Source organism: Micromonospora sp. CNZ299 (assembly GCF_002754415.1).
Genome location: NZ_PEFG01000001.1, coordinates 3,175,125 through 3,198,941 on the forward strand (window position 1 = coordinate 3,175,125; position 23,817 = coordinate 3,198,941).

At 69.9% G+C, this 23,817-nt stretch carries 16 protein-coding genes; 8 read left to right on the top strand and 8 right to left on the bottom strand.

Annotated features, from left to right (window positions below):
- Positions 1–35: 35 nt before the first annotated feature.
- Positions 36–497, bottom strand: a complete 462-nt coding sequence (locus CLT68_RS15015; RefSeq protein ID WP_088951553.1) for a MarR family winged helix-turn-helix transcriptional regulator — start codon at positions 495–497, stop codon at positions 36–38.
- Positions 498–546: 49 nt separating this feature from the next.
- On the opposite strand from CLT68_RS15015, the gene CLT68_RS15020 reads away from it, so the two are divergent.
- Positions 547–1,068: a VOC family protein gene (locus CLT68_RS15020; RefSeq protein WP_099851601.1), complete on the top strand. Its 522-nt coding sequence runs from the start codon at positions 547–549 to the stop codon at positions 1,066–1,068.
- A gap of 24 nt (positions 1,069–1,092) precedes the next feature.
- Positions 1,093–1,977: a hypothetical protein gene (locus CLT68_RS15025; RefSeq protein WP_099851603.1), complete on the top strand. Its 885-nt coding sequence runs from the start codon at positions 1,093–1,095 to the stop codon at positions 1,975–1,977.
- Positions 1,978–2,050: 73 nt separating this feature from the next.
- Here CLT68_RS15025 and CLT68_RS15030 read toward each other — a convergent pair whose 3' ends face one another.
- Positions 2,051–2,230, bottom strand: coding sequence for a DUF4236 domain-containing protein (locus CLT68_RS15030; RefSeq protein WP_053653605.1), 180 nt, complete (start codon positions 2,228–2,230; stop codon positions 2,051–2,053).
- Positions 2,231–2,646: 416 nt separating this feature from the next.
- On the bottom strand, positions 2,647–4,401 hold the full coding sequence (locus CLT68_RS15035) for an exo-alpha-sialidase (RefSeq protein WP_143743188.1): 1,755 nt from the start codon (positions 4,399–4,401) through the stop codon (positions 2,647–2,649).
- 330 nt (positions 4,402–4,731) lie between these two features.
- On the opposite strand from CLT68_RS15035, the gene CLT68_RS15040 reads away from it, so the two are divergent.
- The 3 genes from CLT68_RS15040 (at position 4,732) to CLT68_RS15050 (ending at position 11,019) form a co-directional block, all read left to right on the top strand.
- On the top strand, positions 4,732–7,074 hold the full coding sequence (locus CLT68_RS15040) for a beta-galactosidase (protein WP_158240884.1): 2,343 nt from the start codon (positions 4,732–4,734) through the stop codon (positions 7,072–7,074).
- A gap of 238 nt (positions 7,075–7,312) precedes the next feature.
- Positions 7,313–8,092 carry a DeoR/GlpR family DNA-binding transcription regulator gene (locus tag CLT68_RS15045; RefSeq protein WP_099851606.1) on the top strand — a complete coding sequence of 260 codons (780 nt, stop codon included), beginning with the start codon at positions 7,313–7,315 and terminating at the stop codon, positions 8,090–8,092.
- A gap of 149 nt (positions 8,093–8,241) precedes the next feature.
- Positions 8,242–11,019, top strand: coding sequence for a discoidin domain-containing protein (locus CLT68_RS15050; RefSeq protein ID WP_486482174.1), 2,778 nt, complete (start codon positions 8,242–8,244; stop codon positions 11,017–11,019).
- Between the two features lie 75 nt (positions 11,020–11,094).
- Here CLT68_RS15050 and CLT68_RS15055 read toward each other — a convergent pair whose 3' ends face one another.
- From CLT68_RS15055 to CLT68_RS15065, 3 genes are read right to left on the bottom strand one after another with little or no spacing between them, the layout of a single operon-like run.
- On the bottom strand, positions 11,095–13,287 hold the full coding sequence (locus CLT68_RS15055) for an RICIN domain-containing protein (RefSeq protein ID WP_158240885.1): 2,193 nt from the start codon (positions 13,285–13,287) through the stop codon (positions 11,095–11,097).
- Positions 13,284–15,635 (bottom strand): family 20 glycosylhydrolase, encoded by a 2,352-nt coding sequence (locus CLT68_RS15060; RefSeq protein WP_099851609.1) that lies wholly within the window; start codon positions 15,633–15,635, stop codon positions 13,284–13,286. The genes CLT68_RS15055 and CLT68_RS15060 overlap by 4 nt, the downstream gene beginning before the upstream one ends.
- A gap of 27 nt (positions 15,636–15,662) precedes the next feature.
- Positions 15,663–16,736: a right-handed parallel beta-helix repeat-containing protein gene (locus CLT68_RS15065; protein ID WP_099851611.1), complete on the bottom strand. Its 1,074-nt coding sequence runs from the start codon at positions 16,734–16,736 to the stop codon at positions 15,663–15,665.
- A 387-nt stretch (positions 16,737–17,123) separates the two neighbouring features.
- Between CLT68_RS15065 and CLT68_RS15070 the strand changes: the two genes are divergently transcribed.
- The 3 genes from CLT68_RS15070 to CLT68_RS15080 are packed head-to-tail and all read left to right on the top strand — an operon-like array spanning position 17,124 to position 19,867.
- On the top strand, positions 17,124–18,143 hold the full coding sequence (locus CLT68_RS15070; RefSeq protein WP_486482175.1) for a 1-phosphofructokinase: 1,020 nt from the start codon (positions 17,124–17,126) through the stop codon (positions 18,141–18,143).
- On the top strand, positions 18,119–19,015 hold the full coding sequence (locus CLT68_RS15075) for an SIS domain-containing protein (protein WP_099851612.1): 897 nt from the start codon (positions 18,119–18,121) through the stop codon (positions 19,013–19,015). Before CLT68_RS15070 ends, CLT68_RS15075 begins: the two co-directional genes overlap by 25 nt.
- A gap of 9 nt (positions 19,016–19,024) precedes the next feature.
- Positions 19,025–19,867 carry a class II fructose-bisphosphate aldolase gene (locus tag CLT68_RS15080; RefSeq protein ID WP_099851614.1) on the top strand — a complete coding sequence of 281 codons (843 nt, stop codon included), beginning with the start codon at positions 19,025–19,027 and terminating at the stop codon, positions 19,865–19,867.
- Positions 19,868–19,889: 22 nt separating this feature from the next.
- On the opposite strand, the gene CLT68_RS15085 is transcribed toward CLT68_RS15080, so the two are convergent.
- Entirely contained in the window at positions 19,890–21,086 is a 1,197-nt protein-coding gene (locus tag CLT68_RS15085; protein ID WP_199177050.1) for an ROK family transcriptional regulator, read from the bottom strand.
- 103 nt (positions 21,087–21,189) lie between these two features.
- Positions 21,190–23,622, bottom strand: a complete 2,433-nt coding sequence (locus CLT68_RS15090; RefSeq protein WP_099851616.1) for a family 20 glycosylhydrolase — start codon at positions 23,620–23,622, stop codon at positions 21,190–21,192.
- Between the last annotated feature and the right edge of the window lie 195 nt (positions 23,623–23,817).

The window sequence follows — 23,817 nt, forward strand, 5'->3', positions numbered from 1 at the left end:
ACGGTAAGTACAAGACCCGCGCCGGTGTCGATTGGTCAGGATCCGGTCAGGTGCTCGGCCAACGTCTCGCTGATCCGGCGCAGCTGGTCGACCTGGGCGGGGCTCAACGCGTCGAACAGGTGCCGTCGTACCCCCTCGACGTGGCCGGGCGCGGCGGCCGCGAGGGTGGCGAAACCCTCGTCGGTGAGCACCGCGATCTGCCCTCGTCGGTCGGTGGGGCACTCCTCGCGGCGCACCCAGCCGGCGGCCTCCAGCCGGGCCACGGCGTGCGACAGCCGGCTGCGCGACGAGCCGGCGGCCTGGGCCAGCTCGCTCATCCGCAGTTGGCGGCCGGGGGCCTCGGAGAGTTGGACCAGGATCTCGTAGTACGCGTGCGGCATGCCCGCCTCGCGTTGCAGCTCGCGGTCGAGCGTGTCCATCAGCACCCGGGAGGCGGTGAGGTACGCGCGCCAGGTGCGTTGCTCGTCGGGGTCCAGCCAGCGGGTCATGACAGCCATCATATCCCCTGTAGTTGAACGTTCAACCAAACCGCGCTAGTCTCGGGTCATGGGTATCCACCGGCTCAACCACGCGGTCCTCTACGTCAGTGACCTCGCCCGCAGTGTCGCGTTCTACAGCGACGTGCTGGGCTTCCGCCCGGTGGCGATGACCCCGGACGGCTTCCGGGGTGCCACCTTCCTCCAGGCCCCCGACTCCACCAACGACCACGACCTCGGCCTGTTCGAGATCGGTGCCGCCGCCGGTCGGTCGACCGCCGGCCGGGCCACCGTCGGCCTCTACCACCTCGCCTGGGAGGTGGACACTCTCGACGAGTTGGCCGCCACCGCCGAGCGACTCGCCGCCGCCGGCGCGCTGGCCGGCACCTCCGACCACGGCACGACCAAGAGCCTCTACGGCAAGGACCCGGACGGTCTGGAGTTCGAGATCGTCTGGTTGATCCCCGCCGACCTGCTCGACGACAGCGCGCTGGCCGCCCGCAAGCAGATCGGTCGGCTCGACCTGGACGCCGAGCGGCAGCGCTACGGCGGGCAGACCAGGGGCGGAGTGGGGATCTCCGTCCCGGCCTGATCGGTCGTACGGTAGAACGGACCGATGCCGACCGACCGGACCACTGATTTCCTCCGCGAGCTGCTGGTCCGCCAGTTGACGACCTGGCTGCCCGCGGCCCTGCACCGTTCCCGGCGCGCCACCGTCGCACTCGCGGGCACGACCCCGGGCAGCGCGGAGGCGGCGCTACGCCTGGTCGCCGCGCACGGCGACCAGGTGCGCGGCCGGCAGGTGACGGTGCTGGTGCTGGCCGACGGCGCCGCCGACCTGCCGACCCTGCTCGGCCCGATCGAGGCGGAGCTGCCCGCCGAGGTCACCGTGCACCTGCTGCCCGGTGACCCATACCGGCTTCCGGTCGCCGTGAAGGCTGCCGGGGCCGCTGGTGCCCCGCTGTTCTCCTTCGTGGACCTGCCCGGCGCCGTGACGCCGAAACTGCTCACCGCCGCGACCAACGGTCGCACCGGAGAGTTGCTGCTGCACACCGGCGACAGCGCCCGTGACGCGCTCGTCTCCGCCGGCTTCCCCCTGGTCGCCGAGGTGGCGCCGGTGCTGCCGGACGGCAACGGGGCCGGCGTGATCGCATTCGGCAGCCGCTCCGACCGGAGCCTGGAGGCGGTCCGCGACGCGCTCTGGGCGATCGGCGCGGATCTCGACGTGCGCTACCGCGACCCGGCCGACCCGATGGGCGCGACTGTCGACGTGGCCGGCGATCCCGACCTCGAACCACTGATCCGCGAGCTGCTGGCCGAGCTGCGCGAGGGCGGGTCGCGGCCGGTCACCGAACTGCGCCGGCACACCCTCACCGCGACCGTCTATCGTGCCGCCGACGCCAACCGGGCGCTCGCCGACCTGCTCGACGCGGGTGAGGTGCGGCGCGACCGCGACGCTGGCCGGCTGGCCGGCGACGAGATCATCGCCCTGGCGCGCTGAGCATCCCGCACCCCCACAGACGCCGAGCGGGGTGCCGGTGAATCACCGGCACCCCGCTCGACTCCCGGGATGATTACGACCGGGACTTGTCCTGCTTCCAAGACAGCGGACCCGGCAGGTCGACCCGGTGCGCCTTGGCCTTCGAGTTCCAGGACCAGCGACCGATCTTGATGCTCCACGAGGAGAAGCCGTTCTCGGTGAAGTTCAGGATGATCGGACCGTACTTCTTGCGCTTGCGAAACATGAGGCCCATCGGAGGTCTCCCCTCGTCACCGTTCCCTGCCGTGTCGAGATCGAACATGCCCGAACCGACAACTTTTGAAACCCTCTCAATGTCCGTCCTGGACAGTGCTCCGCCGCGTAGTCGAATCTCTATCCAACAGATAGGTGTTGCAGCACGGTAAACGCTGCTGAGGGCACTCCGTAACATCGGCAGCGGCGAAAGTCTCATCTGCTGGAAGACCGTTGACCGCTCGATCCCGTGCCCGGCAACATGAGGTCATGTCGCAGCGGGATGAGCTCTCCTCACCGCTCGTGTGCACGTCGACCTGGTCCGGCACGCTGGGGAGGTGATCCGCACCATCGACGATGCCGGCTGAGCGGTGGCCGGGGAAAGGGCCGTCCCCGGTGTCGGCGTGGTGCCGGCGCCGGGGACGGGAGTTTCGCGGATCAGGCGCCCTTGACCCAGTCCACTGTGAAGCGGGCGAAGAAGATGCCTCCGGTGTTACCCACCTCGTACAGGTTGCCGATCGTGCCGTCGTTCAGCACGGCCATCGTGGAGTAGCCCGCGCCGCCCGGCTTGACCAGTGCCCGCGCCGGCCAGCTCGCACCGTCGTCGGTGGACAACCGGACCGTGAGGTCGTTGCGCGCGGCCGGGGCCGCGTTGTTGCTGAACAGCGCGGTACGGGTCCGCGCCGGCGCGCCGTTCGTGCCCAGCTCCGACGGGCGCAGGTACGAGATCTCGTCGGCGTTGCAGAGCGGATCGGTCAGCAGGGCGCTGGCCGTGGCCGGGCCGAACGTCGCGCCGCCGTCGGTGGAGGTGGAGTAGAACCGGCTACGGGTGCTGTTGTGCCGCATGTTCTGCACGATCGCCCCGGTGCCACGCTCGATCGCCTTGCTCTCGTTGATGTTCCCGCCGGCGGGTCCACCGCGCTTCCACGTCGCGCCGTTGTCGTCGCTGTAGATGTTGCCGGTCTGGGTGAGACCCGCGCCGTCCCGGTAGACGAACGGCTGGATCAGGCGCCCGGTGCTGCTCTGGATGCCGTGACCGGAGGAGAAGAACGCCTGCTGCCACGTCGGCACCTTGATGGTCGGGTTCAGCTCGACCGGGGCACTCCAGGTGGCGCCGTTGTCCCTGCTGGTGATGTATTGCAGGTGCATGCTGTTCGGGTCGTTCGCGGTGTTGAGACCGGATGAGCCGGACCAGAAGCTGATGCCCGGCCTGGGGGAGTAGGTGTAGAAGCAGTAGACGACGCCGGTCTTGCGGTCCACCAGCAGGCTGGGGTCACCCGCTCCCTCGCTCGTGGTGGCCGGGGCGTGGATGATGCGCGGCTGGTCGAAGGTGCGACCGCCGTCGGTGCTGCGGGTCATCGCGATCTGGATGTTGTTGGTGCCGCCACCCAGGTCGTACGAGCCGTTGACCCGGGCGTCGGCGACGGCGATGACGGTGCCGTTGTTGGTGACGGCCATGCCCGGGATGCGGACCGAGGCGGAGGTGCCGTCGTAGCGGCCGTTGGGCCCGTTGAGGTTGCGGATGACGGACTGCGTGCTGATGACCGTCGTGGCGTTCATCTGCGGGGTGCCGGCGGCCAGGCCGCACCCGGCGGTTCCCCGCAGGGTGCTGTCGAAACCGGGGGCGGTGACCCGCAGGGTGTACGCGGTGCCGGCGCCGACCGTCCAGTAGTGCAGGTAGTTGCCGCCGGCGGCGATGGTGCGCGTCCACGGGGATCCGGTGCGCCCGGGCCAGGCGACTGTGAAGTCCCGTGCGGTGGTGGTGCGGTTCTCGACCGCGAGCTGGAGCCGGCCGGCCGTGCAGTCGTAGCTGGCGACCGCGGACATGCCGGTGCCGCAGTGGAAGATGCCGGCGGAGGTGTCGTCCAGTCCGGTCGGCGTGGTCGTGCGCAGCGTGTACGCCGTGCCCGCCGGCAGTGTCCAGTACAGCTCGTTACTGCTGCTGCCGGCGGCGACCGTGCGGGTCCAGGGGGAGTTGGTGCGGCCCGGCCAGGTGACGGTGAAGGTCTGCGAGGTGCTGCTGCCGTTGGTGAGCCGCAGGTTGAGCCGGCCGGTCGTGCAGTCGGCGCTGGCCGTCGCGCTCACACCGGCGGGGGCGGCGTGAGCTGGCGTGGCGGGCAGGATCGCGGCCACGCCGAGGACGGCGGCGACGACCGCTATCACTCGGCGCGGTAGTGCTCGGACAGGAGACACGGGGGATGTCCTTCCGGGGACGGGGGTGATGAACGGAGAACTTAGCCATAAGACGTCGGATATCTGACGTCCAAGACGCTAAGGGGCGCCGGGCGGGCTCGTCAATAGATCGACGCTCGGGTGCCGAGACCGCTGCCAGGTGCGGGTGTGCAGGGCTCAGTTGCCGGCATAGATGATCGAAGATGCAAAACCCGCGTAGATATTTACATCTTGTTGCAGCGTCTGGCAGGCTCGCTCTACATCGATCATTGTCGACGCGCTGGCGACCAGGCCCGTCCCGGCCCTCGGCCGCCGCCTGCGTGCCGACGATGCCTGTCCGAAGGAGACACCATGCAACGGCGCCAACTCCTCACCCTGGGTGTGCTCAGTCCGTTCGCGGCGATGCTGGCGTCGGGCGGCCCGGCCAGTGCTGCGGCCGCGGCACAGACCTTCGGGTTCTCCGCCGATGGCAGCAACTTCCTGCTCAACGGTCAGCCGTTCCAGATCCGCAGCGGGGAGATGCACCCGTCCCGCATCCCGGTGCAGTACTGGCGCCACCGGATCCAGATGGCCAAGGCGATGGGCATGAACACGATCGCCATCTACGTGATGTGGAACCACATCGAGGAACGGCCGGGCGTCTTCGACTTCACCACCGACCGGCGGGACATCGCCGGCTTCATCCGGCTGTGTCAGGCCGAGGGCATGTACGTGCTGCTGCGTCCCGGCCCCTACGTCTGCGCCGAGTGGGACCTCGGTGGTCTGCCGCCGTACCTGCTGCGCAACCCGAACATCAGGTTGCGGGTCCGCACCGCCTCCGACCCCAACTACATGGCGGCCGTCACGCGCTACGTCAACGCGCTCGCCGCGCAGGTCAGGCCGCTCATGGTGGCCAACGGTGGGCCGATCCTGATGGTCCAGATCGAGAACGAGTACGGGTCGTACGGCAGCGACGCCGTCTATCTCGAGGAACTGCGGCAACTGTGGCTGGCCGCCGGGATCACCGGGCCGTTCTACACCGAGGACGGGCTCGGCCAGGTGCAGGGCAACCGAACGGTCGTGACCGGCGGTGCGATCGCACTCAGCGGTGGTGACGCGGCGGCCATCGCCGCAGCCCGGCAGTCCTTCCCGACCGTCCCGGCCATGTCCGGCGAGCTCTACACGGGCTGGTTGACGCACTGGAGCGACGGTGGCTTCGCCGGGTCGAACACCGACATCTCCACCCAGTTGCGGGGCCTGATGGCCGGCAGGCTGTCGTTCAACCTCTACATGATCCACGGCGGAACGAACTTCGGGTACTCCGCAGGCGCGAACGCCGCCGACAACGGGACCGGCTACCAGGCGGACATCACCAGCTACGACTACGGCGCGCCGATCAACGAACAGGGCGGCCCGTCGCGGCTGTACCCCACCTACCGCGAGATCATCGGCACGGCCCTCGGGGTGACGCTGCCGGCCGTGCCCGCGCCGAACCCCACCATCGTGCGTACCGGCGGTCAGGCGGTGGTGCCGACGCCGTACGCCTCGCTGTGGGACAACCTGCCCGCCGCGCTGTCGACGCAGACGAACCCCCAACCGATGGAGATGTACGGCCAGAACTCCGGCTTCATGCTGTACCGCCGGGTCCTGCCCGGCTACACCCGGGCGACGCTGGACATCAGGTCGGTGCGCGACTACGCGACGGTGTTCCTCGACGGCGTCTACCAGGGCGGTCTGTCCCGGAGCAACCTCCCGGCGGCCTACACGACCCCGCTCGGGGTGACCGTGCAGGACGCGCCGCTGGCGTTGAAGACCTCGGCCAGTGGCAGTCCCACGCTCGACATCCTGGTGGAGGGCATGGGCCGCAACAACTTCGGTCAGGCCCTGGTCGACCGCAAGGGCATCACGGAACGGGTGTCGCTCGTCGACGCGGGCACCCTCACCGGCACGCTGACCAACTGGCAGACCCACCTGCTGCCCGTCGACGAGGCGTTCGTGGCCGGCCTCCGTCCGGTGATCACCAACAGCTCGCGGCCCGGCATCTTCTTCAAGGCCACGGTGAATCTCACCCAGACCGGCGACACGTACCTCGACATGTCCCGGTGGACCAAGGGCGTGGTCTGGGTCAATGGTCGTAACCTCGGCCGCTACTGGAAGGTGGGGCCACAGCAGCGGCTCTACTGCCCGGCGCCGTGGCTGCGGGTGGGGGCCAACGAGATCGTCGTCTTCGACCTGCACCAGGTGCAGGCGCAGCCGATCTCCTTCGAGGCCACACTGAGCGGCCAGTCGGGCGCCGTCCGCCACACGGTGGTCAACCGGGCCAGCGGCAAGGCCCTCGACGTGCCGGACCTGTCCCGGGTCACCGGCGTGCAGTTGATCCAGTGGACACCCAACGGCGGGACCAACCAGGCGTGGTTGATGGCTGGCGCGGTGGGTGGCGTCACCACGATGACCAGCGTCAACTCCGGGCTGCTGGCGGACGTCGAGGCCGGCTCCACGGCGGAGGGGGCGCGGGTCATCCAGTGGACCGCGACCGGCGGCGGCAACCAGCAGTGGCGGGTCGTCACCGCCTCCGGTGACTTCGTGAAACTCGTCAACGTGCAGACCGGCAAGGTCCTCGCCGTGGCCGGCGGGGCGACCACCGACGGTGCCGCCATCGTGCAGCAGAGCGACACCGGCAGCGCCTCCCAGCACTGGCGGCTCACCCCGAGCTGATGCCCGGGGCGACATGACACCGGCCGGACCAGCGGTCCGGCCGGGACGGTGAGGGCCGGGCGGGCGACCGGCTGCGGTGCGGCGACCGCAGAGGTCACCTACCGGCCCTCACCGGCACGGCTCAAGACGCGGTGTCCACCCCGCGCTCCCGGGCCCGCTCCGCCGTGGTGCGGTACGGAACTTTGCATCAGGGATGCAAGGATGGGCGCATGGGCGGGCCGAGCGACCGGAGTGAGACGTGAACCAGCGCGAGCGGTGGCACCGGCTCCTGGAGATGGTCGCGGTCGAGGGTCAGCTCGACATCGAGTCCACCGCCCGCGAGCTGGGTGTGAGCACGGCGACCGTCCGACGTGACTTCGACGAGCTCGCCACGCAGCAGTTGGTGACGCGTACCCGGGGCGGCGTGGTCGTCACGAACGTGTCCTACGACCTGCCGCTGCGCTACAAGGCGGTCCGGCAGGCATCGGAGAAGCAGCGCATCGCCGCGGCAGCCGTCGCACTGGTTCCGCCGGGGAGCACGGTGGGGCTCAACGGGGGCACCACGACGACCGAGGTGGGCCGGGCTCTCGCGCTGCGCACCGACCCGAACGGGCAGACGACGACGAACACGGTGGTGACCAACGCGCTGAACATCGCCCACGAACTCATCGTGCGGCCGCACATCCGGGTGGTGCTCACCGGTGGGACGGCCCGGCCGCAGTCGTACGAGCTGGTCGGCCGTATCGCGGAGACGATGCTCGCGTCCGTGGCGCTGGACGTGGTCGTGCTGGGGGTGGACGCGATCGACCACCAGCACGGCGCCAGCGCGCACAACGACGGCGAGGCGGCGGTCAACCACGTCATGGTGACCAGCGCCGCGCGGACGATCGTGGTGGCGGACGCCTCGAAGCTGGGCCGCCGGAGCTTCAACCGGATCTGTCCGTTGGGCAACATCGACACCCTGATCACGGACAGGGCGGCGGATCCGGAGCAGGTGAGCCTCGTCGAGCAGGCCGGGGTGAAGGTGGTGCGGGTCTGACGAGCGTCGCCCGACGGCAAAGATGGAACTCGATGCGAAATCGTCGCCGATTTCTTGCATCTTGAGTCAAGTGGGTGCAGCATCCCTGCTTATCGGCCCTCGTGAATGTCTGGAGCCGCGTCGACCCCTCACCACACCGGGAGAAATCGATGATCTGGTCATCGCTGCCCGCGTTCCGCCGCCCCCGCACCGCCGTCCGGGCCGCCGTGGTGGCCCTCATCCTGCTCGCCGCGATGCTGCAAGCCGTACCCGCTCATGCCGGCACACCGGGAAGCGCCACCGGCCTCACGCGGGCCGGGAACACGTACACCATCGCCACCAACACGGCCGCCCGCATCCGGCTGACGCTGACACGCGCGGACATCTTCCGCGTCTGGGCGGCACCCAACGGCTCGTTCACCGAGCCGGCGGCGAACGAGATCACCGTACGGACCGACTTCGGCGGGGTCGCCAGCACGGTGACCGACGACGGCACCGCCTTCCGCATCACCACCGCGGCCGTGGTCATCCGGATCAACAAGAACCCCCTGACCATGCAGGTCCTCCGCCCGGACGGGCGGCCGGTCTGGCGGGAGGCACAACCGCTGGACTGGTCCGCCGGCCGTACCACGCAGCGGCTGGTACGCGACGCGGACGAGCAGTTCTACGGCACCGGCCTTCGGCTGGGCGAGTGGGCGCTCCGCGACAAGACGGTGCCCATCGCCGTGGACAACCAGTGGCGGGAGAACACGAACGCCAGCCCGGCGCCCTTCTACCTGTCCACCAACGGCTACGGCGTCCTGCGCAACACCTGGGCAGCCGGCTCCTACGGCTTCACCGCACCGGTGACCACCACCCACAACGAGGAACGCTTCGACGCGTACTACTTCGTGGGTGATTCGCTCAAGGCGGTGCTCGGCGCGTACACCGACGTGACCGGCAAGCCGTTCCTGAGCCCGATGTGGGGCCTCGAACTCGGCAACGCCGACTGCTTCAACGCGTCCAACCCCACCTACCAGGGCGACCACAACCGGGCCGGGCACCAGCGGACTCCCGACGTGCTGGCATACGCGCGGGAAGCCCGGGCCAAGAACATGCCGTCCGGGTGGTTCCTGCCCAACGACGGGTACGGCTGCGGCTACACCGACCTGCCGTCGACAGTGGCGGGCGCCAAGGCACTCGGCTTCCAGACCGGTCTGTGGACATCCACCGGGCTCGGGTCCATCGACTCGGAGGTCGGCACCGCCGGCTCGCGCGGCGTGAAGACCGACGTCGCCTGGGTGGGCGGCGGATACCGCGACGCGTTCCGTGGTGTGCAACAGGCGGTGGACGGCATCGAGCGGAACTCCGACGCGCGCCGCTACGTGTGGACCGTCGACGGCTGGGCCGGTAGCCAGCGCAACGCCGTTGTCTGGACCGGTGACACGTACGGCCGGTGGGACGACATGCGGTGGACCGTGCCGGCCGTAGCCGGCGCGGGGCTGTCCGGCTTCAACTACGCCACCGGCGACGTCGACGGAATCTTCGGCGGCAGCCCGAACACCTACGTGCGGGACCTGCAGTGGAAGTCGTTCACGCCGGCCTTCATGACGATGTCCGGCTGGGGCGCGACCAACCCGGCGCCCGGCTACCAGGACAAGCAGCCATGGCGCTATGCCGAGCCGTACCTGTCGATCAACCGCAGGTACCTCCAGCTCAAGATGCGGCTGATGCCGTACCACTACACGATGAGCCGCGTGGCCAGCGTGACCGGCGTGCCGGCGACCCGGGCCCTGGTGCTGGAGTATCCCAACGACCCGGTCGCCCGCGGCAACGCCACCGCCGGGGAGTTCATGGCGGGCGACGCCTTCCTCGTGGCGCCGGTGGTCTCCGACACCGAGTTGCGCGACGGCATCTACCTGCCGGCCGGCACCTGGACCGACTACTGGACCGGGCGGGTGTACCAGGGGCCACTCACGTTGAACGGGTACGCCGCACCGCTCGACCGGCTGCCCCTGTTCGTCAAGGGCGGTTCCATCGTGCCGATGTGGCCGCAGATGAATTACACCGGCGAGAAACCGGTCTCCACACTCACCTACGACCTGTATCCGCGCGGCGCGTCGAGCTTCACCCTCTACGAGGACGACGGCATCACCCGCGCGTACCGGACCGGGGCCTATGCCACCCAGCAGGTCCAGATGACGGCGCCGACGTCCGGCACCGGAACGGTCACCGTGGACGTGGGCGCCTCCACCGGCACGTACGCCGGCAAGCCGTCGTCGCGGTCCTACGAGTTCAGCGTGCACCTGGCGGGTGCTCCGCAGGCGGTCACGGTCGCCGGCCGGACGCTGCCGCCGCTGAGCACGCGCGCCGCCTACGACTCGGCCAGCAGCGGATGGTTCTACGCGGACGGAGTTCTGTGGATCAAGGCCGGTGCGCGGAACACCGCGTTCCAGACCCGGATCGACGGCGCCGTGCTGCCGGTCGCCGGCACCAGTACGACGCCGCCGCCGATCCCGAGGGACGGCTGGCGCCTCGTGTACGCCGACAGCGAGGAGACCAGCGCGGAGAACGGCGCTGCCACCAACGCCTTCGACGGTAACCCGGCCACCTTCTGGCACACCGCCTGGTCGTCGACGGCCGCACCCCTGCCGCACGAGATCCAGATCGATCTGGGTGCCACGTACCGGATGGATGGGCTGCGGTACCTGCCACGGCAGGACGGGGGAGTGAACGGCCGGATCGGCCGCTACGAGGTGTACGTCTCGGACAGCCCGAGCAACTGGGGCACCCCGGTGGCGTCGGGGACGTTCGCCGACACGTCGACGCAGAAGGTGGTGCCGTTCGGCGCTTTCCGCAGCGGCCGGTACGTGCGGCTGCGGGCACTGAGCGAGGCTGGCGCCCGGGGTCCCTGGACGACGATGGCCGACCTGGCGATCACCGGAACCCCGGTGACGTCGGGGAGCTGATCCCCGCGTGGCCAGTCGGACAGGGTTGCCGCCCTGTCCGACTGGCCACGGTCAGAACCGGGACCGAAAACGGGACTAGGACAATGACCACTGCTGGCGGGTCGCACCGGTGGCGGTCCGCTGGATGACGTCCGCGCCGTTGTCCGTGATCGTTCCGTCGAGATCGAGCGCTCGACCACTGTTGCGGTTCGTGATGGTGAAGTGGGTGCCGACCCGCGTGATGCGCCACTGCTGGTTGGCCGCACCCGTGTACGTCCACTGGATGACGTCGGCGCCGTCCGCGGTCGAGTTGCCGGCCACGTCGAGGGCGCGGCCACTACGGCGGTTGACGATGCGGTGGTACCCGTCCCCGACGGGAACGATCGACCACTTCTGGTGCAGGGCACCGTTGTCGGCCCACTGCACCGCGTCGCCACCGTCCCCCGGCGCGGCGACCGCGACCTCCAGGACCTTTCCACTGGCCCGGTTGGTGAACGTGTAGTTCGCGTTCGGGTCGAACGAGCCGCTCAGGGCGTCGAGTTCCTTGAGGCTGAACCGGGTGGTCATGATGTACGGGTAGCTCGTGTCGAGCGGGTCGAAGTATCCGTACGACGTGAGCACGAACGTGCCGTCGGGCAGCACCACGTTGCCGGCGTAGCCGGTGTCGCCGCTCTTGACCGAGGGCGTGAAGTCCTCCAGCAGCCGGACGCGGTACTGCCCCTCGCGGGAGTTGACCAGGTCGTCGTACGTGCCGACCCAGGCCACCCAGTCGCCGGCCACCCACGCCCCGGTGTTGCTCACGCTGTTGCGGATGATGTCGCGGAAGGTGATGACGAGCCGACCGGTGGCCGGGTCGTACGTCGCGGCGTGGCGCTCGCCCATGAGGGCGCCCTGCATCTCGCGCGGCTCGGTCCAGGTGTTTCCCTCGTCGTCGGAGAAAGCGACCATGGCGTTCGTGCGCTTGTTCTGCGCTCGGGCGAGCAGCGCGAGCTGACGACCGTTCGGCGAGCGGATGATCTCGATCTCGCAGAGGCCGGCGTACTTCTCGATGGTGTTGTGCGCGGCGAGGAGCCGGGCCGGCGTGCTCCAGACGGCGTTGCCGGCGGCGTCGAAGGTCAGGTAGGTCTTCCAGTTGTTGTATCCGCCGTCGTGGAAGACGCCCATGTACCGGAAGTCCCAGGACCCGTCGGCCTTCTTGAGGCGGACCAGGGTGGCGTGGGCCACGAAGCCGCTGAAACCGGCGTCGGCGAAGTGATGGGTGAACTCAGACCACGACCGGCCGCTGTCGTCGGAGTACGCGGTCTTGAACCCGCCCGGGCTCGCCGGAAGTCCGCTGACCAGCAGCAAGCGGGTCGTGCCGTTCGGCTTCACCACCTTGTAGAGGGTGGGTGTCTCCTTGCTGGTGGCCCAGCTCGCGGGCGTGGGGAGCCGACCCGTCCAGGTGCGGCCACCGTCGTCGCTGCGCTTCAGGATGATCTGGCCGGTGCCGTGGCCCATGGGATAGACGGCGAACATCGTGCGTCCGTCGTCGAGCAGGACGGTGTCGGGGTGCCCGAGGTACTGCCCGGCCTGGCGGTCGGTGAGCACCTGACGGCGTGTGTCGTCCTTCAGGTCCAGGAACGGGATCGTGTAGTCGATACGCATGCTGAGATCACTGATCTCACCCGCCGAGAGGACGGTGCCGTAGACGCGCACGTAGTCGAGGTCACCGCTGTAGTGCCACTGGGCGCCCTGCGCGTCGACGTTGCGGCCGATCCACATGCCGTTGAGGTCGCGGACGTTCGAGAAGAACCGGGTGGAGGGGTGTGTGGCGCGTAGCGTCCCGTCGACGTGGAGCCGGGTGCCCTCGGCTCCGACGGTCAGGATGGCGGTGTGCCAGACGCCGTCGTTGTAGGGGCCGCCGGTGGACGTCACCTGGGTGGCGTACGCCCCGTTCTCCCGGTTCTCGAAGTACACGGAGCCGCCGTTGAGGGAGAACGACAGGTTGCTGGAGTCGTCGGCGGTGTGCGACGCGCTGAAGAAGCTCTTCGCGACGGCGGTGCTCGTGGACCGGAACCGGACGGCGATCGCCCCCTGGGTCAGGTTCGCAACGCCGGACAGGTCGGCCGACCTGTCGAGGAAGGTGCTGCTGCCGTTGAACGCCTGGTTGACCGGATAGTTCAGCGTCGCCGTTGCCGCGTGTCCGACGGACGCCGGCATCAGCAGGCTCAGCAGAAGCGCCACCGCGACTGCGGCGGCGGTTCCGGCCCGGGCGGCCAGGCCCGGACGCGCCGTCGAACGGCCGTTCATCGGGTGATGGTCCATTGCTGTTCGGTACCTCCGCGGTAGGTCGACTGGACGACGGCGGCACCGTCGTTGGTCGCGGCATTCGCCACGGTGAGCGCCTTGCCGGAGTTCCTGTTGATGATCTTGTAGTGCGTGCCGGCCGGGATGACGCTCCACAGCTGGTTCGCGCCGCCGTGGCTCGTCCACTGCACGACGCGCGCTCCGTCGGCGGTGGATGAGCCGGACACGTCCAACACCTTGCCGCTGCTGCGGTTGACGATGCGGTGGTAGCCGCCGCCGGCCTCGACGAGAGTCCACCGTTGGTGCGCCGCACCGTTGCTCGACCACTGGATGGCGCCACCGCCGTCCCCGCTGCCGACCGGCACCTCAAGCACCTTGACGCTGTTGCGGTTGACGACCCGGTACTCGGTCGACGGGTCGAACGCGGCGGCCGGCGTCGCCGCCCGGGACACCTCGACCTTGTCCGCCGTGACCGCGGTGCCGGACGAACTGGCGTTCCTGCTGTTCAGCACCCGCACCCGCAGGACGTGCGAGCCCTGGGCGAGCAGTCCACTGGTGAAGACCATCGCCTGGTCCACCCGCGTGGGGGAGTACAGGTCGACCACCGTCTCCGGGCCACCGTCGATCGAGACGCCGGCCCGCCCGTGATTCGCCGCCCTGGCGGCGAAGAGCTTGACCTTGTTTCCGGTGAACCGGACCTGGTACGCGCTGTCGAGCGTGCTGCTGTAGTGGTCGTCGCCCTGGAACTGGCGGGCGCCGTTGGTCCCGTACTGCCAGGTGCCCGAGTAGCTGAACTGGTTGTCGCCGGTTCCCGTGGTGTTGTCGTTGACCTGGACCACGCTCGGCACGCCCGGAGCGTCCCCGATCGCGTCCACGCGGGTGAAGAACGCCTCCGCGGTGCTCGACCGCGGGCCACCCCACAGACGCTCGGCGAGGACCTCCGTCGGCCGCTTCGCGTACTGGTCGAACCACTCGTCCGTCTGGTGTTCCACAGCATCCGACCAGCGCGCGATTTTGTAGCCGTTGACCTTCGCGTTCGTGTCCGGAGTCCAGCTCTCGTACACGTTCTTGGTGTTGACGTAGAGGTTCAGGCCGGGAGTCACGTACAGGGTGCTCTCCGGAACGCCGACGACCGTGTAGCCCAGGTTGTAGAAGTAGTTCAGCGACCCGGTGTACGGCGTGAGGACGATGCTGGTCGACGGCTTGATGCTGGTCTGCTGGCCGTTCGTCTCCCACCAGTTCCAGAGCTGGGCTGTCTTGCCGTACGACCGCACCTTGTCGTTCATCAGGTTCATGAACTCGGTGAAGACGTCGCCGGTGTAGGGGAAGCCGCGTGCCTGTGCGTAGCTGACCAGCTCGGGGCAGCTGTTCTTGGCGGCGTCGTTCTGGTATTCGTCGCCGCCGATGTGGAAGTAGGGGCCGTCGAAGAGCGGCACGAACTCCGACAGCAGGTTCATGGCGAACGTCCGGGCGGAGTCCTTGGTCAGGTTGAGCGTCCAACCGCCGTTCGATCCGCCGGGCCAGGGCGCGTAGTCCATCGACGGGCAGGTGAACCGCGTCGTCGGGTCGTACGTCGTCATCGTGGTGGCATGCCCGGGCAGGTCGATCTCGGGAACGATGGTGACGTGGTACCGCTTGGCGACATCCTGCATCCGGCGCAGGTCGGCCTTGCTGTAGGACTGGGCAGAGGCCAGACCGGGGTACCGGTCGCTGCGGAGCCGGAAGCCGTTCCATTCGGTGAAGTGCATGCGCAGCGTGTTCAGGCGCAGCCACGCCATACGGCGCAGCAGGCTCTCGAGATAGTCCATCTCGTAGAAGTGCCGGCCGACGTCGAGCATCAACCCGCGCTCCCGGTACTGCGGGAAGTCCCGGATCGTTCCCGCCGGCACTGTGGTCGCCGTCGAGCTCTGCTTGATCATCTGCAGGAGCGTCTGGGTGCCGTAGTACACGCCGGCCGCCGCGTTTCCTCGGACCACGACGTTCGGGCCGGCGGTCAGCAGGTATCCCTGGTCGCCGATGCCGGCGTCCGTCGTGCTGAGGGTGAGCAGGATGTCGCCGGTCGCGGGCGCCGCCGACGAGATGACAGGTACGTCGACACCGCTGATCGCGCCGAGGTCGACGCGCAACGCGGTCGCGGCCGTCGACAACTGGGCGGTGTGGGCGGGGTCCACCAGGATCCGGGAGGTGGCGGTCAACGTGTAGACGCCGGTGCCGCCGGTCCATTCCCGGACGCTCGGCGCGACCTGCGGTGCCGGGTTGGCCGCGTGCGCAGCCGACGGAACCTGGAGCCCCGCGCCGGCCAGCAGGGCGGCGAGTACGAAAAGAAGACGCTGTTTGCGGGATGGGAACACTGTCGCCTACCTCCGGTCGGGTGACGCTCAGAGCGGCAGAAGATCTTTGACGTTGCCCTGCAACAGGGGCAGGTTGCCGCTGTTGGCCTGCGTGCCCACCAGGTGCACCGGGACGGAGCCGGTGCAACTGACGGCGAGATTGGACAGGGTGCAGCCGGACAGCATCCAGCGGGTGCCCAGCAGGTTCGTGGCGCGGATGTCGCTGTACCAGAGGGTGTTGCCGGTGAAGGTCGGCGGCAGGACGCCGTCGACGACGACGCCGGTGCCGGGATTGCGGTCGACCCCGCCGATCGGAAAGGCCAACGCCGTGCTCCACCGCACGGGCACGCCGCCGTTGGAGTGGTTGACGGTGTTGCCGGTCAGGCTGCCGTGCCCCCAGTTGTCGCTGGTGAGAGCGCCGTATGGGCTGGTCTGGGCAAACGAGTAGTAGGCGCCGTAGCAACCGACGACGACGTTGCCGTTGATCGTCCAGTTCCCGGACGAGTTCCAGATGGCGAGTCGGCACGACGTGAAGCTGTTCGCGGTCAACTGCGAGTATTCGCTGCGGTCCGCCATCGAGACACCGAAGTAGCAGCGGTGGAAGGCATTGCCGCTCACCTTGAGCCGGTAGCCGAAGTAGTCGTCCGCCGTCGACCCGGTGACCGCCAGGCCGGCGCCGCGCCAGTTCGTGAAGTCGCAGTCCAGGATCCGGACGCCGGTACTGCGGCTGATCCGTATGCCGACGTGCGCGAACTGCGGTGCTGAGTCGACCGGGCTGGCCTGGCGTCCGAGGAAGTGGACTCCGCTGATGGTGACACTGCTGCGACCCGCGATGGACAGGGCGCCGGACTGATCGTTGGCGACGGTGACCGTCGCGCCGTTGCCGACGATGACGCAGCGATCGGGGAGCGCGACAGGAGCGGTAAGGGTGTATGTGGCACCGGGTGTGAGCTGCACCTGGGGCGTGCGGGCGAGGACGGCGTTCCAGTCGTCGGTGACGCCGAGGACCGGGAGGGACGTCGAAACGATCGCGGCGTCGGCCCGACCGGGCGGCGCGACGGCGGCGAGGGCACCGGCGGCACCCGCCACAGCGACCGCGCGGCGGGAGATTCCTGTGGTCATGGTTGTCCTTCGGACAGCGGGGGGATTGTCCTACGTCAGATGTCGGACGAACTTACGAGCCTTATCGATACTCGTCAAGGGCGCCCCGACGCCCGGTTGGGCCGTCGTGCTGTCGTCTGAGGTGTGAGATCTGTGCAACTTTCTGCAATATTCGTGTCGTCCGCGTGGCAGCTCGCCAACCGACTTCGACGCCTCACCACTCCTCGCTGATCCTCGCGCCCGTGGGGCGACCCAACGGTGTACACCGGCCCCAGGCGGGTTGGGAGACCTTGACGGCAGTAGGGTCAGATCCTAGGGTCTGCAACATCCTGATTGATGCAGGCACTCGGATGTCACGAAAGATCATGCGTGCTCGTGTAGCCGGCATCCGCCGGAGGAGGCGGCCAGATGACGATCGAAGACCCGCCCCGGGCCCCCGGTCGGGGTGACCTGATCATCTCGGTGGCGCTCAATCCGGCCCTGGACATCACCTACACCGTTCCCCAACTGGTCCCGGATACGTCGCACCGGGTCACCGGCGTGGTCGCCCGTGCCGGGGGCAAGGGTCTGAACGTCGCCCGGGTGCTGCGTCAACTGGGCGCCGAGACAGTGGTCCTGGGTCTGCTCGGCGGTGCCTCCGGCGAGCACATCGAAGCGGAACTGGCGGCGGCCGGCGTGCCGGCGCAGTTCACCCGCCTCAGCGCGGAGACCCGTCGGACGGTGACGGTCCTCGCGCAGGGCACGGCGACCGTCCTCAACGAACCTGGCCCGCACGTCACCGGGGCGCAGTGGGCGGCGTTCCGGGACGCGTTCGCCGAGCGGGTGCGGGCCGCGCGGGTGGTGGTGCTGTCCGGCAGCCGGCCGCCGGGCGTACCCGAGACCGCGTACGCCGATCTCGTCACCATCGCGCGAGCCGCCGGGGCCGAGACCATCGTGGACGCCGACGGCCCGGCATTGCGGCATGCCCTGGCCGCTGGACCGGCGTTGGCGAAACCGAACGCCCACGAGGCGGCGGACCTGCTCGGCCGCTCGGTACGCACCCGCGAGGACGCCGTGGCGGTGGCGCACCGGCTCGTCCAAACTGGCGCCACCGCCGGCGTGGTGTCCCGCGGCGCGGACGGATTCGTGGCGGTCACCGGCGGGGCCGCCTACAGCGTGCGTGCGCCCGAACGGGTGCCCGGTAACCCGACCGGCGCCGGCGATGCCCTCGCGGCCGTGCTCGCGTACGGGCTCCTCACCCGCGCGCCCTGGCGGGATGTCCTCGCCCAGGGCGCGGCCGTCTCGGCGGCAGCCGTCGCCTGCCCGTGGGCGGGCGAGTACGACGACGACGTGGCTTCCCGGCTGCTGCCCGGAACCACAGTGGAAAAGCTGGAAGAAGACCGCACCGACAGAGAGCAGGAACCGTGTCGCACGTCGCCTCCGAGATAGCCTCCCAACCCGAGACGTGGCGTCGCGCCGCGGACCTGGTCGCCCAGCCGGGCGTGGCGCGGGCGCTGCCCCAGCCCGGTGAGCGCGTCGCCGTCGTCGGCTGCGGCACGTCGTACTTCATGGCGCAGAGTTTCGCGACGCTGCGCGAGTCGGCGGGCCAGGGGGAGACCGACGCCTTCGCCGCCTCGGAGTTTCCCTCCGGGCGGCGGTACGACCGCGTCGTCGCCATCACCCGCTCCGGCACCACCACCGAGGTGATCCGGCTCCTTGAGCAGCTGCCGCGCGGCAGTCGCTCGACCGTGATCACGACCGATGCCGACCGGCCGGTGAGCCGGCTCGTGAGTGACTGCGTCGTCCTCGACTTCGCCGACGAACAGTCGGTGGTGCAGACCCGCTTCGCCACGACCGCGCTCGCCGCTTGGCGCGCCGGCCTCGGAGAGGACCTGACCGAGCCGATCGAACAGGCGCGGGCCCAGCTGAACACGCCGGTCGACCCGGACGTCGTCGGTCGGAGCCAGTTCACCTTCCTCGGCACCGGCTGGACCGTGGGGTTGGCGCACGAGGCGGCCCTCAAGCTGCGGGAGGCCGCACAGATGTGGGCCGAGTCGTACCCGGCGATGGAGTTCCGGCACGGCCCGATCAGCGTGGTGGACCACCGGTCCGTGGTCTGGATCTTCGGGCCGGTGGTGCCCGGCCTCCGCGACGATCTGGCCGCCACGGGCGCGATCGTCGTGCACGAGGACGTCGACGCCATGGCGCACCTCACCACCGCGCAGCGGCTCGCGGTCGAGCTCGCGAACCGTCGTGGCCTGCACCCGGACCAGCCCCGGCTGCTCACCCGGTCCGTCGTCCTGACCGCGCCGGTTGCCTGAGGACCACTGATGACCCTCGTGCCCACCGCCGACCTGGTGGCGGCGGCCCGGGCCGCCGGCACCGGCGTGCTCGCGTTCAACGTGATCACGATCGAGTACGCCCAGGCGATCGCCGCCGCGGCGGAGCGTGCCGGCCGGCCGGCGATCCTGCAGATCAGCCAGAACGCGGCGCGCTACCACTCGGGCCTGTCGGCCATCGCAGCGGCGACGGCCGAGGTCGCCTGGAGGTCCAGCGCGACCCTGTCGCTGCACCTGGACCACGTCGACGACATCGGTCTGCTGGAGCAGGCTCCCGACTCGGGCTTCAGCTCCGTGATGGTCGACGGGTCCGCGCTGGCATACGCCGCCAACGTGGCGACCACCCGCAAGGCGACCGAGTGGGCGCACGACCACCGGCTGTGGGTGGAGGCCGAACTCGGCTACGTCGGCGGTAAGCCGGACGCTCCGGCGAGCGCCCACACCGCCGGCGTCCGCACCGACCCGTCCGAGGCCGCCCGGTACGTGGCCGAGACCGGCGTCGACGCTCTCGCAGTCGCGGTGGGCAGCTCGCACGCGATGGCCGACCGCACCGCCTCGTTGGATCTCGACCTGGTGGCCGCCATCCGCGAAGCCGTACCCGTGCCCCTGGTCCTGCACGGTTCCTCCGGGGTGCCGCTGGACCAGATCCGCGCCGCGGTCGGTCATGGCATGGTGAAGATCAACGTCGGTACGGCCCTCAACGTGGCGTTCACCGACGCGGTCCGTGAGGCCCTGCCGCAGTCCCGAGACCCGCGCCGCTACCTCGCAGCGGGACGGGACGCGGTGACCGGGGTTGTCGAACGACTGCTCACGCTCCTGCCCGCGACGCCGTAGCCGGCCGGCCGCCGCGCTGGTTCTATGTCGTGGGGAGGGCCGGCAGCGGGTCGGACATGTTGAGCCGCAGGGCGGCCGCGACGGCGCCCAGGGCGCCGCCCTCGTCGCCGAACTGGGCCGTCACGACGTCCAGGCGGCGGGTGTGTCCGGGGATCGCCAGCTGACCGATGGCCGTCCGGACCGGTTCGAGCACCGCTTCACCGGCATGGGCGAGGGTGCCACCGATGGCCACCTTGCCCGGGTCCAACTGCACCACCATTCCCGACAGGACCCGGCCGAGCAGCGTCGCGGCGTGCCGCACCACGTCGGAGACGATCGGCTCGCCGGCGATTGCCCGCGCGACCAGGTCGGCCGGGTCCGCGACTGTGACACCGCGCCGGGCGCACTGCTCGATCAGCGCCGACGGGCGGATCAGCAGCTCAAGGCAGCCGCGGCCGCCGCACGGACAGGGGTCGCCGTCGGGCTCGACGCTGACGTGACCGATCTCGCCGGCCGCGCCGTGCGCGCCTCGGGCGAGCCGGCCGTCGACGATGAGCCCGCCGCCCACGCCGTCACTCCACCGGACGTAGATGGCGTCCCGTACGTCACGGGTCGCCCCCCAGGTGCCTTCGGCCAGCGCGGCCAGTCGGGAGTTGTTGTCGGTGACGACGGCGACGCCGTACCGGTCCTGAATTCGGGTGCTGACCTGCTTCGCGGCCACCGAGGGGCTGCTGCCGCTGTCGCCGGCCGAACGGCTCCGACCCGCCACCAGGCCGGGCAGGCCGAGGCCGATCGCCTCCAGGGCCCGCAGGTCGATGTCGTGCTGCTGCACGAGGTCGTCGATCAGCTTGATCGCGGAGTTGGCTCGTCGGGCCGGCCCCGCCGTCAGCGTGATGGGTCGGCTGCCCCGGGCCAGGATGTCGTGGCCCAGGGTGGCGACGATGACGGTGATCGTCGCCCGGCCGAGGTCGATGCCGACGATCCGGCCGGCGGACGGGTTGAGGCTGACGGTCGTGGACGGCCGGCCCCGGCCCCGGTGGCCGGACAGCGCGGGCTCGCGCTCGACGACCACACCGCGGGCGATGAGGTCGCCGATGATGTCGAACAGCGTGGTACGCGAGAGCCCGGTCAGCCGGATGAGCTCGGCCCGGCTGAGCGGGCCGGCGCTGCGGAGCTGAGCCAGCAGGACCTCGGTGTGTGCCAGCCGCACACGCTGCATGGCATCCGGGCGTTCGATCACCGGACCATCATGACCGATGCCTCGTTTCCAATGTCGTTGCGGCAGCGTACGGGCGCGGTGGCCGGCGCCGTCACCAGCGCGAGGTGACGGCGCCGGCCGGTGGTCAGGGTGCTCGGACCGTGACGGTCAGCGCCGCCTCGACGGGGGAAGCCCCGGCCGAGCGCGCCGACAGTCTCCCGGTGTACGTCCCCGGTGCGCCGAACGTGCGTCGGGACACCACGGTGAACGCGCTGTTGATCTGCATCGCGGGGATGCTCGGGTCGCGCGTGGCGGTCGGTGTGAGCGCCTCCACCCGCCCGTCGCTCCAGGTGACCGTGGTGGCCAGGTCGGCGGACCGGAGTCCGGGGGCGGTGACCGTCCAGGTGGCGCCGGCCGGTGCGCCGACGACCGCGGTGGCCGGACGACCGATCGCCTGCTTGCGCCACGCGACGTCGGCGGTGGGGAAGAAGTTGATGCCCTGGACCGTCAACCGGCCTCCGGCCACCGACAGGCGGGTGGTGAAGTCGGCGTAGCTGCGCTGCGCCTGCGGCGTCCATCCGACCTCGGCGGTGGCGACGAGGCGCGGGAAGCTGTAGTACTGCGCCTGACCGATGCGGCGGATGAACTCGCCCCAGAGCGCCGATTCGACCCCGAGCACGCTGGTCTCGGCGATGTTCGGGATGAAGGTGCCGGGGTCCCAGTTGTAGTGCCGGTCCAGCCCGCACGGTCCGCCGCACGCCCAGGTGCCACCGAGCGGCTGACGGGAGTCCTGCTTCTGCGGCACGTACGTGTGGGGGGCGGGGGAGAGGACGACCTGGGCGCCGCGGCCGGTCACCGCGTTGGCCACCGCGGTGCGGTCGCCGTTCCAGTACTGCACGACGGCCCTGTTCTGGGGCAGCGTCGTGCCGGCGTACTCGTTCCAGCCGACCACCGTCTTACCGAGCGAGGCGACAGTCGAGGTGAAGGCGTTCACCATCGTGGTGTAGTTCGCGTGGCTGGTCACGTGGGCCTCGTCGCCGCCGATGTGCAGGTACGGCCCCGGCGTCATGGCGGCGATCTGGGTCAGGACCTGAGTGACGAACTCGTACGTGGTCGTGCTGGCCGAGTCGAACGTCGAGTAGCCGACGTTGCCGGTGCCGTTGGCCGGGGCGGTCCGCTGTCCGGCGGCCGGTTTCGGCTGGGCGCCGGTCGTGTTCAGCTGGGGGATGGCGTGCAGCGCCGCGTTGGTGTGCCCCGGCATGTCGATCTCCGGGATGACCGTCATGCCGTTCACGCCGGCGTAGCGCACGATCTCGGCGTAGTCGGCCTTGGTGTAGAAGCCGGTGACACCCAGCTCGGTGCCCATCAGCTGGCCGCTGTCGTTGTAGGTCATGGCGGTACGGCCACTGACCGTGGTGAGCAGGCCGTAGTCGATGCCCGCCGGGTTGCTCGCCGGGTTGTCGAGGGCGATCCGCCAGCCCTGGTCGTCGGTCAGGTGCAGGTGCAGGCGATTGATCTTGTATTGGCTGGCGCCGTCGATGTACGCCTTGATCTCGTTCATCGGGTAGAAGCTGCGAGCGACGTCGAGCATCATCCCGCGGTGGGCGAAGCGTGGGTAGTCGGAGATCGTCACCGCCGGCACGGTCCACGTGGCGTCGACCACGGTGTCGGACTCCACCCACTGGGGGAGGAGTTGCCGCAGCGTCTGCACGCCGTTGAGTGCGCCGTTCGCCGTGTCGGCGCTGATCTGGACCTTCGTGGTGGTGACGACGAGGCGGTACCCCTCGGCTGCCTGCCCGGCGGGGCCCTTGCCGGCGCCGACCTCGACGACGATGGGCGCGGGCGCGCTGCTCTGGGTGACCACCGGCAGGCCGTACCCGGTGGCCGGTCGTAGCAGGCCGGCGAGGTAGGTCGCGGGCGCGGTCGCTTGCACCCCGACCGCGACGATGGGCGTGTTCCGGTTCAGCGTGTACGGCGTGCCGCCGTTCTCCGTCATGGACACGGGTTTGGGCAGCAGGCCCAGCGAGGGCGCGGGTGCGGGCGCCGTCTCGTTCCAGATCTCGAATTCGGAGATGGAGTAGCCGTAACCCGCCCACCGCTGGTGCCCCTGCATGCGCACGTGGGACACGGGCTGCGCCGAGCTCACCGCGATGACGTCCGTCCGGGGGCAGGTGTCGCGTTGGACGCGGGCGACGTCCGTCCAGGTGGTGCCGTTGGTCGAGGTCTGCAGTGTGAAGTCACGGGCGCACGCGTTGGGCCAGGCGAGCACGACGTGGTCGACAGTGGCAGGGGTCGCCAGCCGTACCTGCACCCAGTTGGCGTCCTGGTACTTCGACGACCACCGGGTGTTGCGGTCGCCGTCGTTGACGTGGGCGGCGACGAAGTCGGCCCGGTCGAGCTCGACGCTCGACGCGGTGGCGGTGCCGGTCCGGGCCAGGTTCACCGGCGCGGCGGCGGCCGCGGCCGGCGTGCCGGAGGTGACCGGCGCGACGAGCGTCGCGGCGATCAGCAGGGCGAGGGGGGCGGCGATGCGCCGGCGTCTCGATCCGGTGCTGTGGCGGGAGCGTGGAATCGACATGGGACTCCTTGTGCCGTCGCCCGGAGCGCCGGGCGGCTGGGGTGGCTCGGTACGCCGCAGTCTGACGAGAGTCGTCAATTTAGTCAATGCGTCGCACAATATCAGGCGCCCACGGCGGGGTGGGCGGGGCGTTGTCACGGCAGCGCCGTCACCCTAGGGTTGCTGGTCACCAGACATCCGATGTCTTATAAATCG

Coding starts and splice junctions, on each gene's coding strand:
- CLT68_RS15070 (WP_486482175.1), top strand. CDS start 17,124: ATGACGATCGAAGACCCGCCCCGGGCCCCCGGTCGGGGTGACCTGATC.
- CLT68_RS15065 (WP_099851611.1), bottom strand. CDS start 16,736: ATGACCACAGGAATCTCCCGCCGCGCGGTCGCTGTGGCGGGTGCCGCC.
- CLT68_RS15040 (WP_158240884.1), top strand. CDS start 4,732: ATGCAACGGCGCCAACTCCTCACCCTGGGTGTGCTCAGTCCGTTCGCG.
- CLT68_RS15025 (WP_099851603.1), top strand. CDS start 1,093: ATGCCGACCGACCGGACCACTGATTTCCTCCGCGAGCTGCTGGTCCGC.
- CLT68_RS15050 (WP_486482174.1), top strand. CDS start 8,242: ATGATCTGGTCATCGCTGCCCGCGTTCCGCCGCCCCCGCACCGCCGTC.
- CLT68_RS15015 (WP_088951553.1), bottom strand. CDS start 497: ATGGCTGTCATGACCCGCTGGCTGGACCCCGACGAGCAACGCACCTGG.
- CLT68_RS15055 (WP_158240885.1), bottom strand. CDS start 13,287: ATGAACGGCCGTTCGACGGCGCGTCCGGGCCTGGCCGCCCGGGCCGGA.
- CLT68_RS15020 (WP_099851601.1), top strand. CDS start 547: ATGGGTATCCACCGGCTCAACCACGCGGTCCTCTACGTCAGTGACCTC.
- CLT68_RS15030 (WP_053653605.1), bottom strand. CDS start 2,230: ATGGGCCTCATGTTTCGCAAGCGCAAGAAGTACGGTCCGATCATCCTG.
- CLT68_RS15080 (WP_099851614.1), top strand. CDS start 19,025: ATGACCCTCGTGCCCACCGCCGACCTGGTGGCGGCGGCCCGGGCCGCC.
- CLT68_RS15090 (WP_099851616.1), bottom strand. CDS start 23,622: ATGTCGATTCCACGCTCCCGCCACAGCACCGGATCGAGACGCCGGCGC.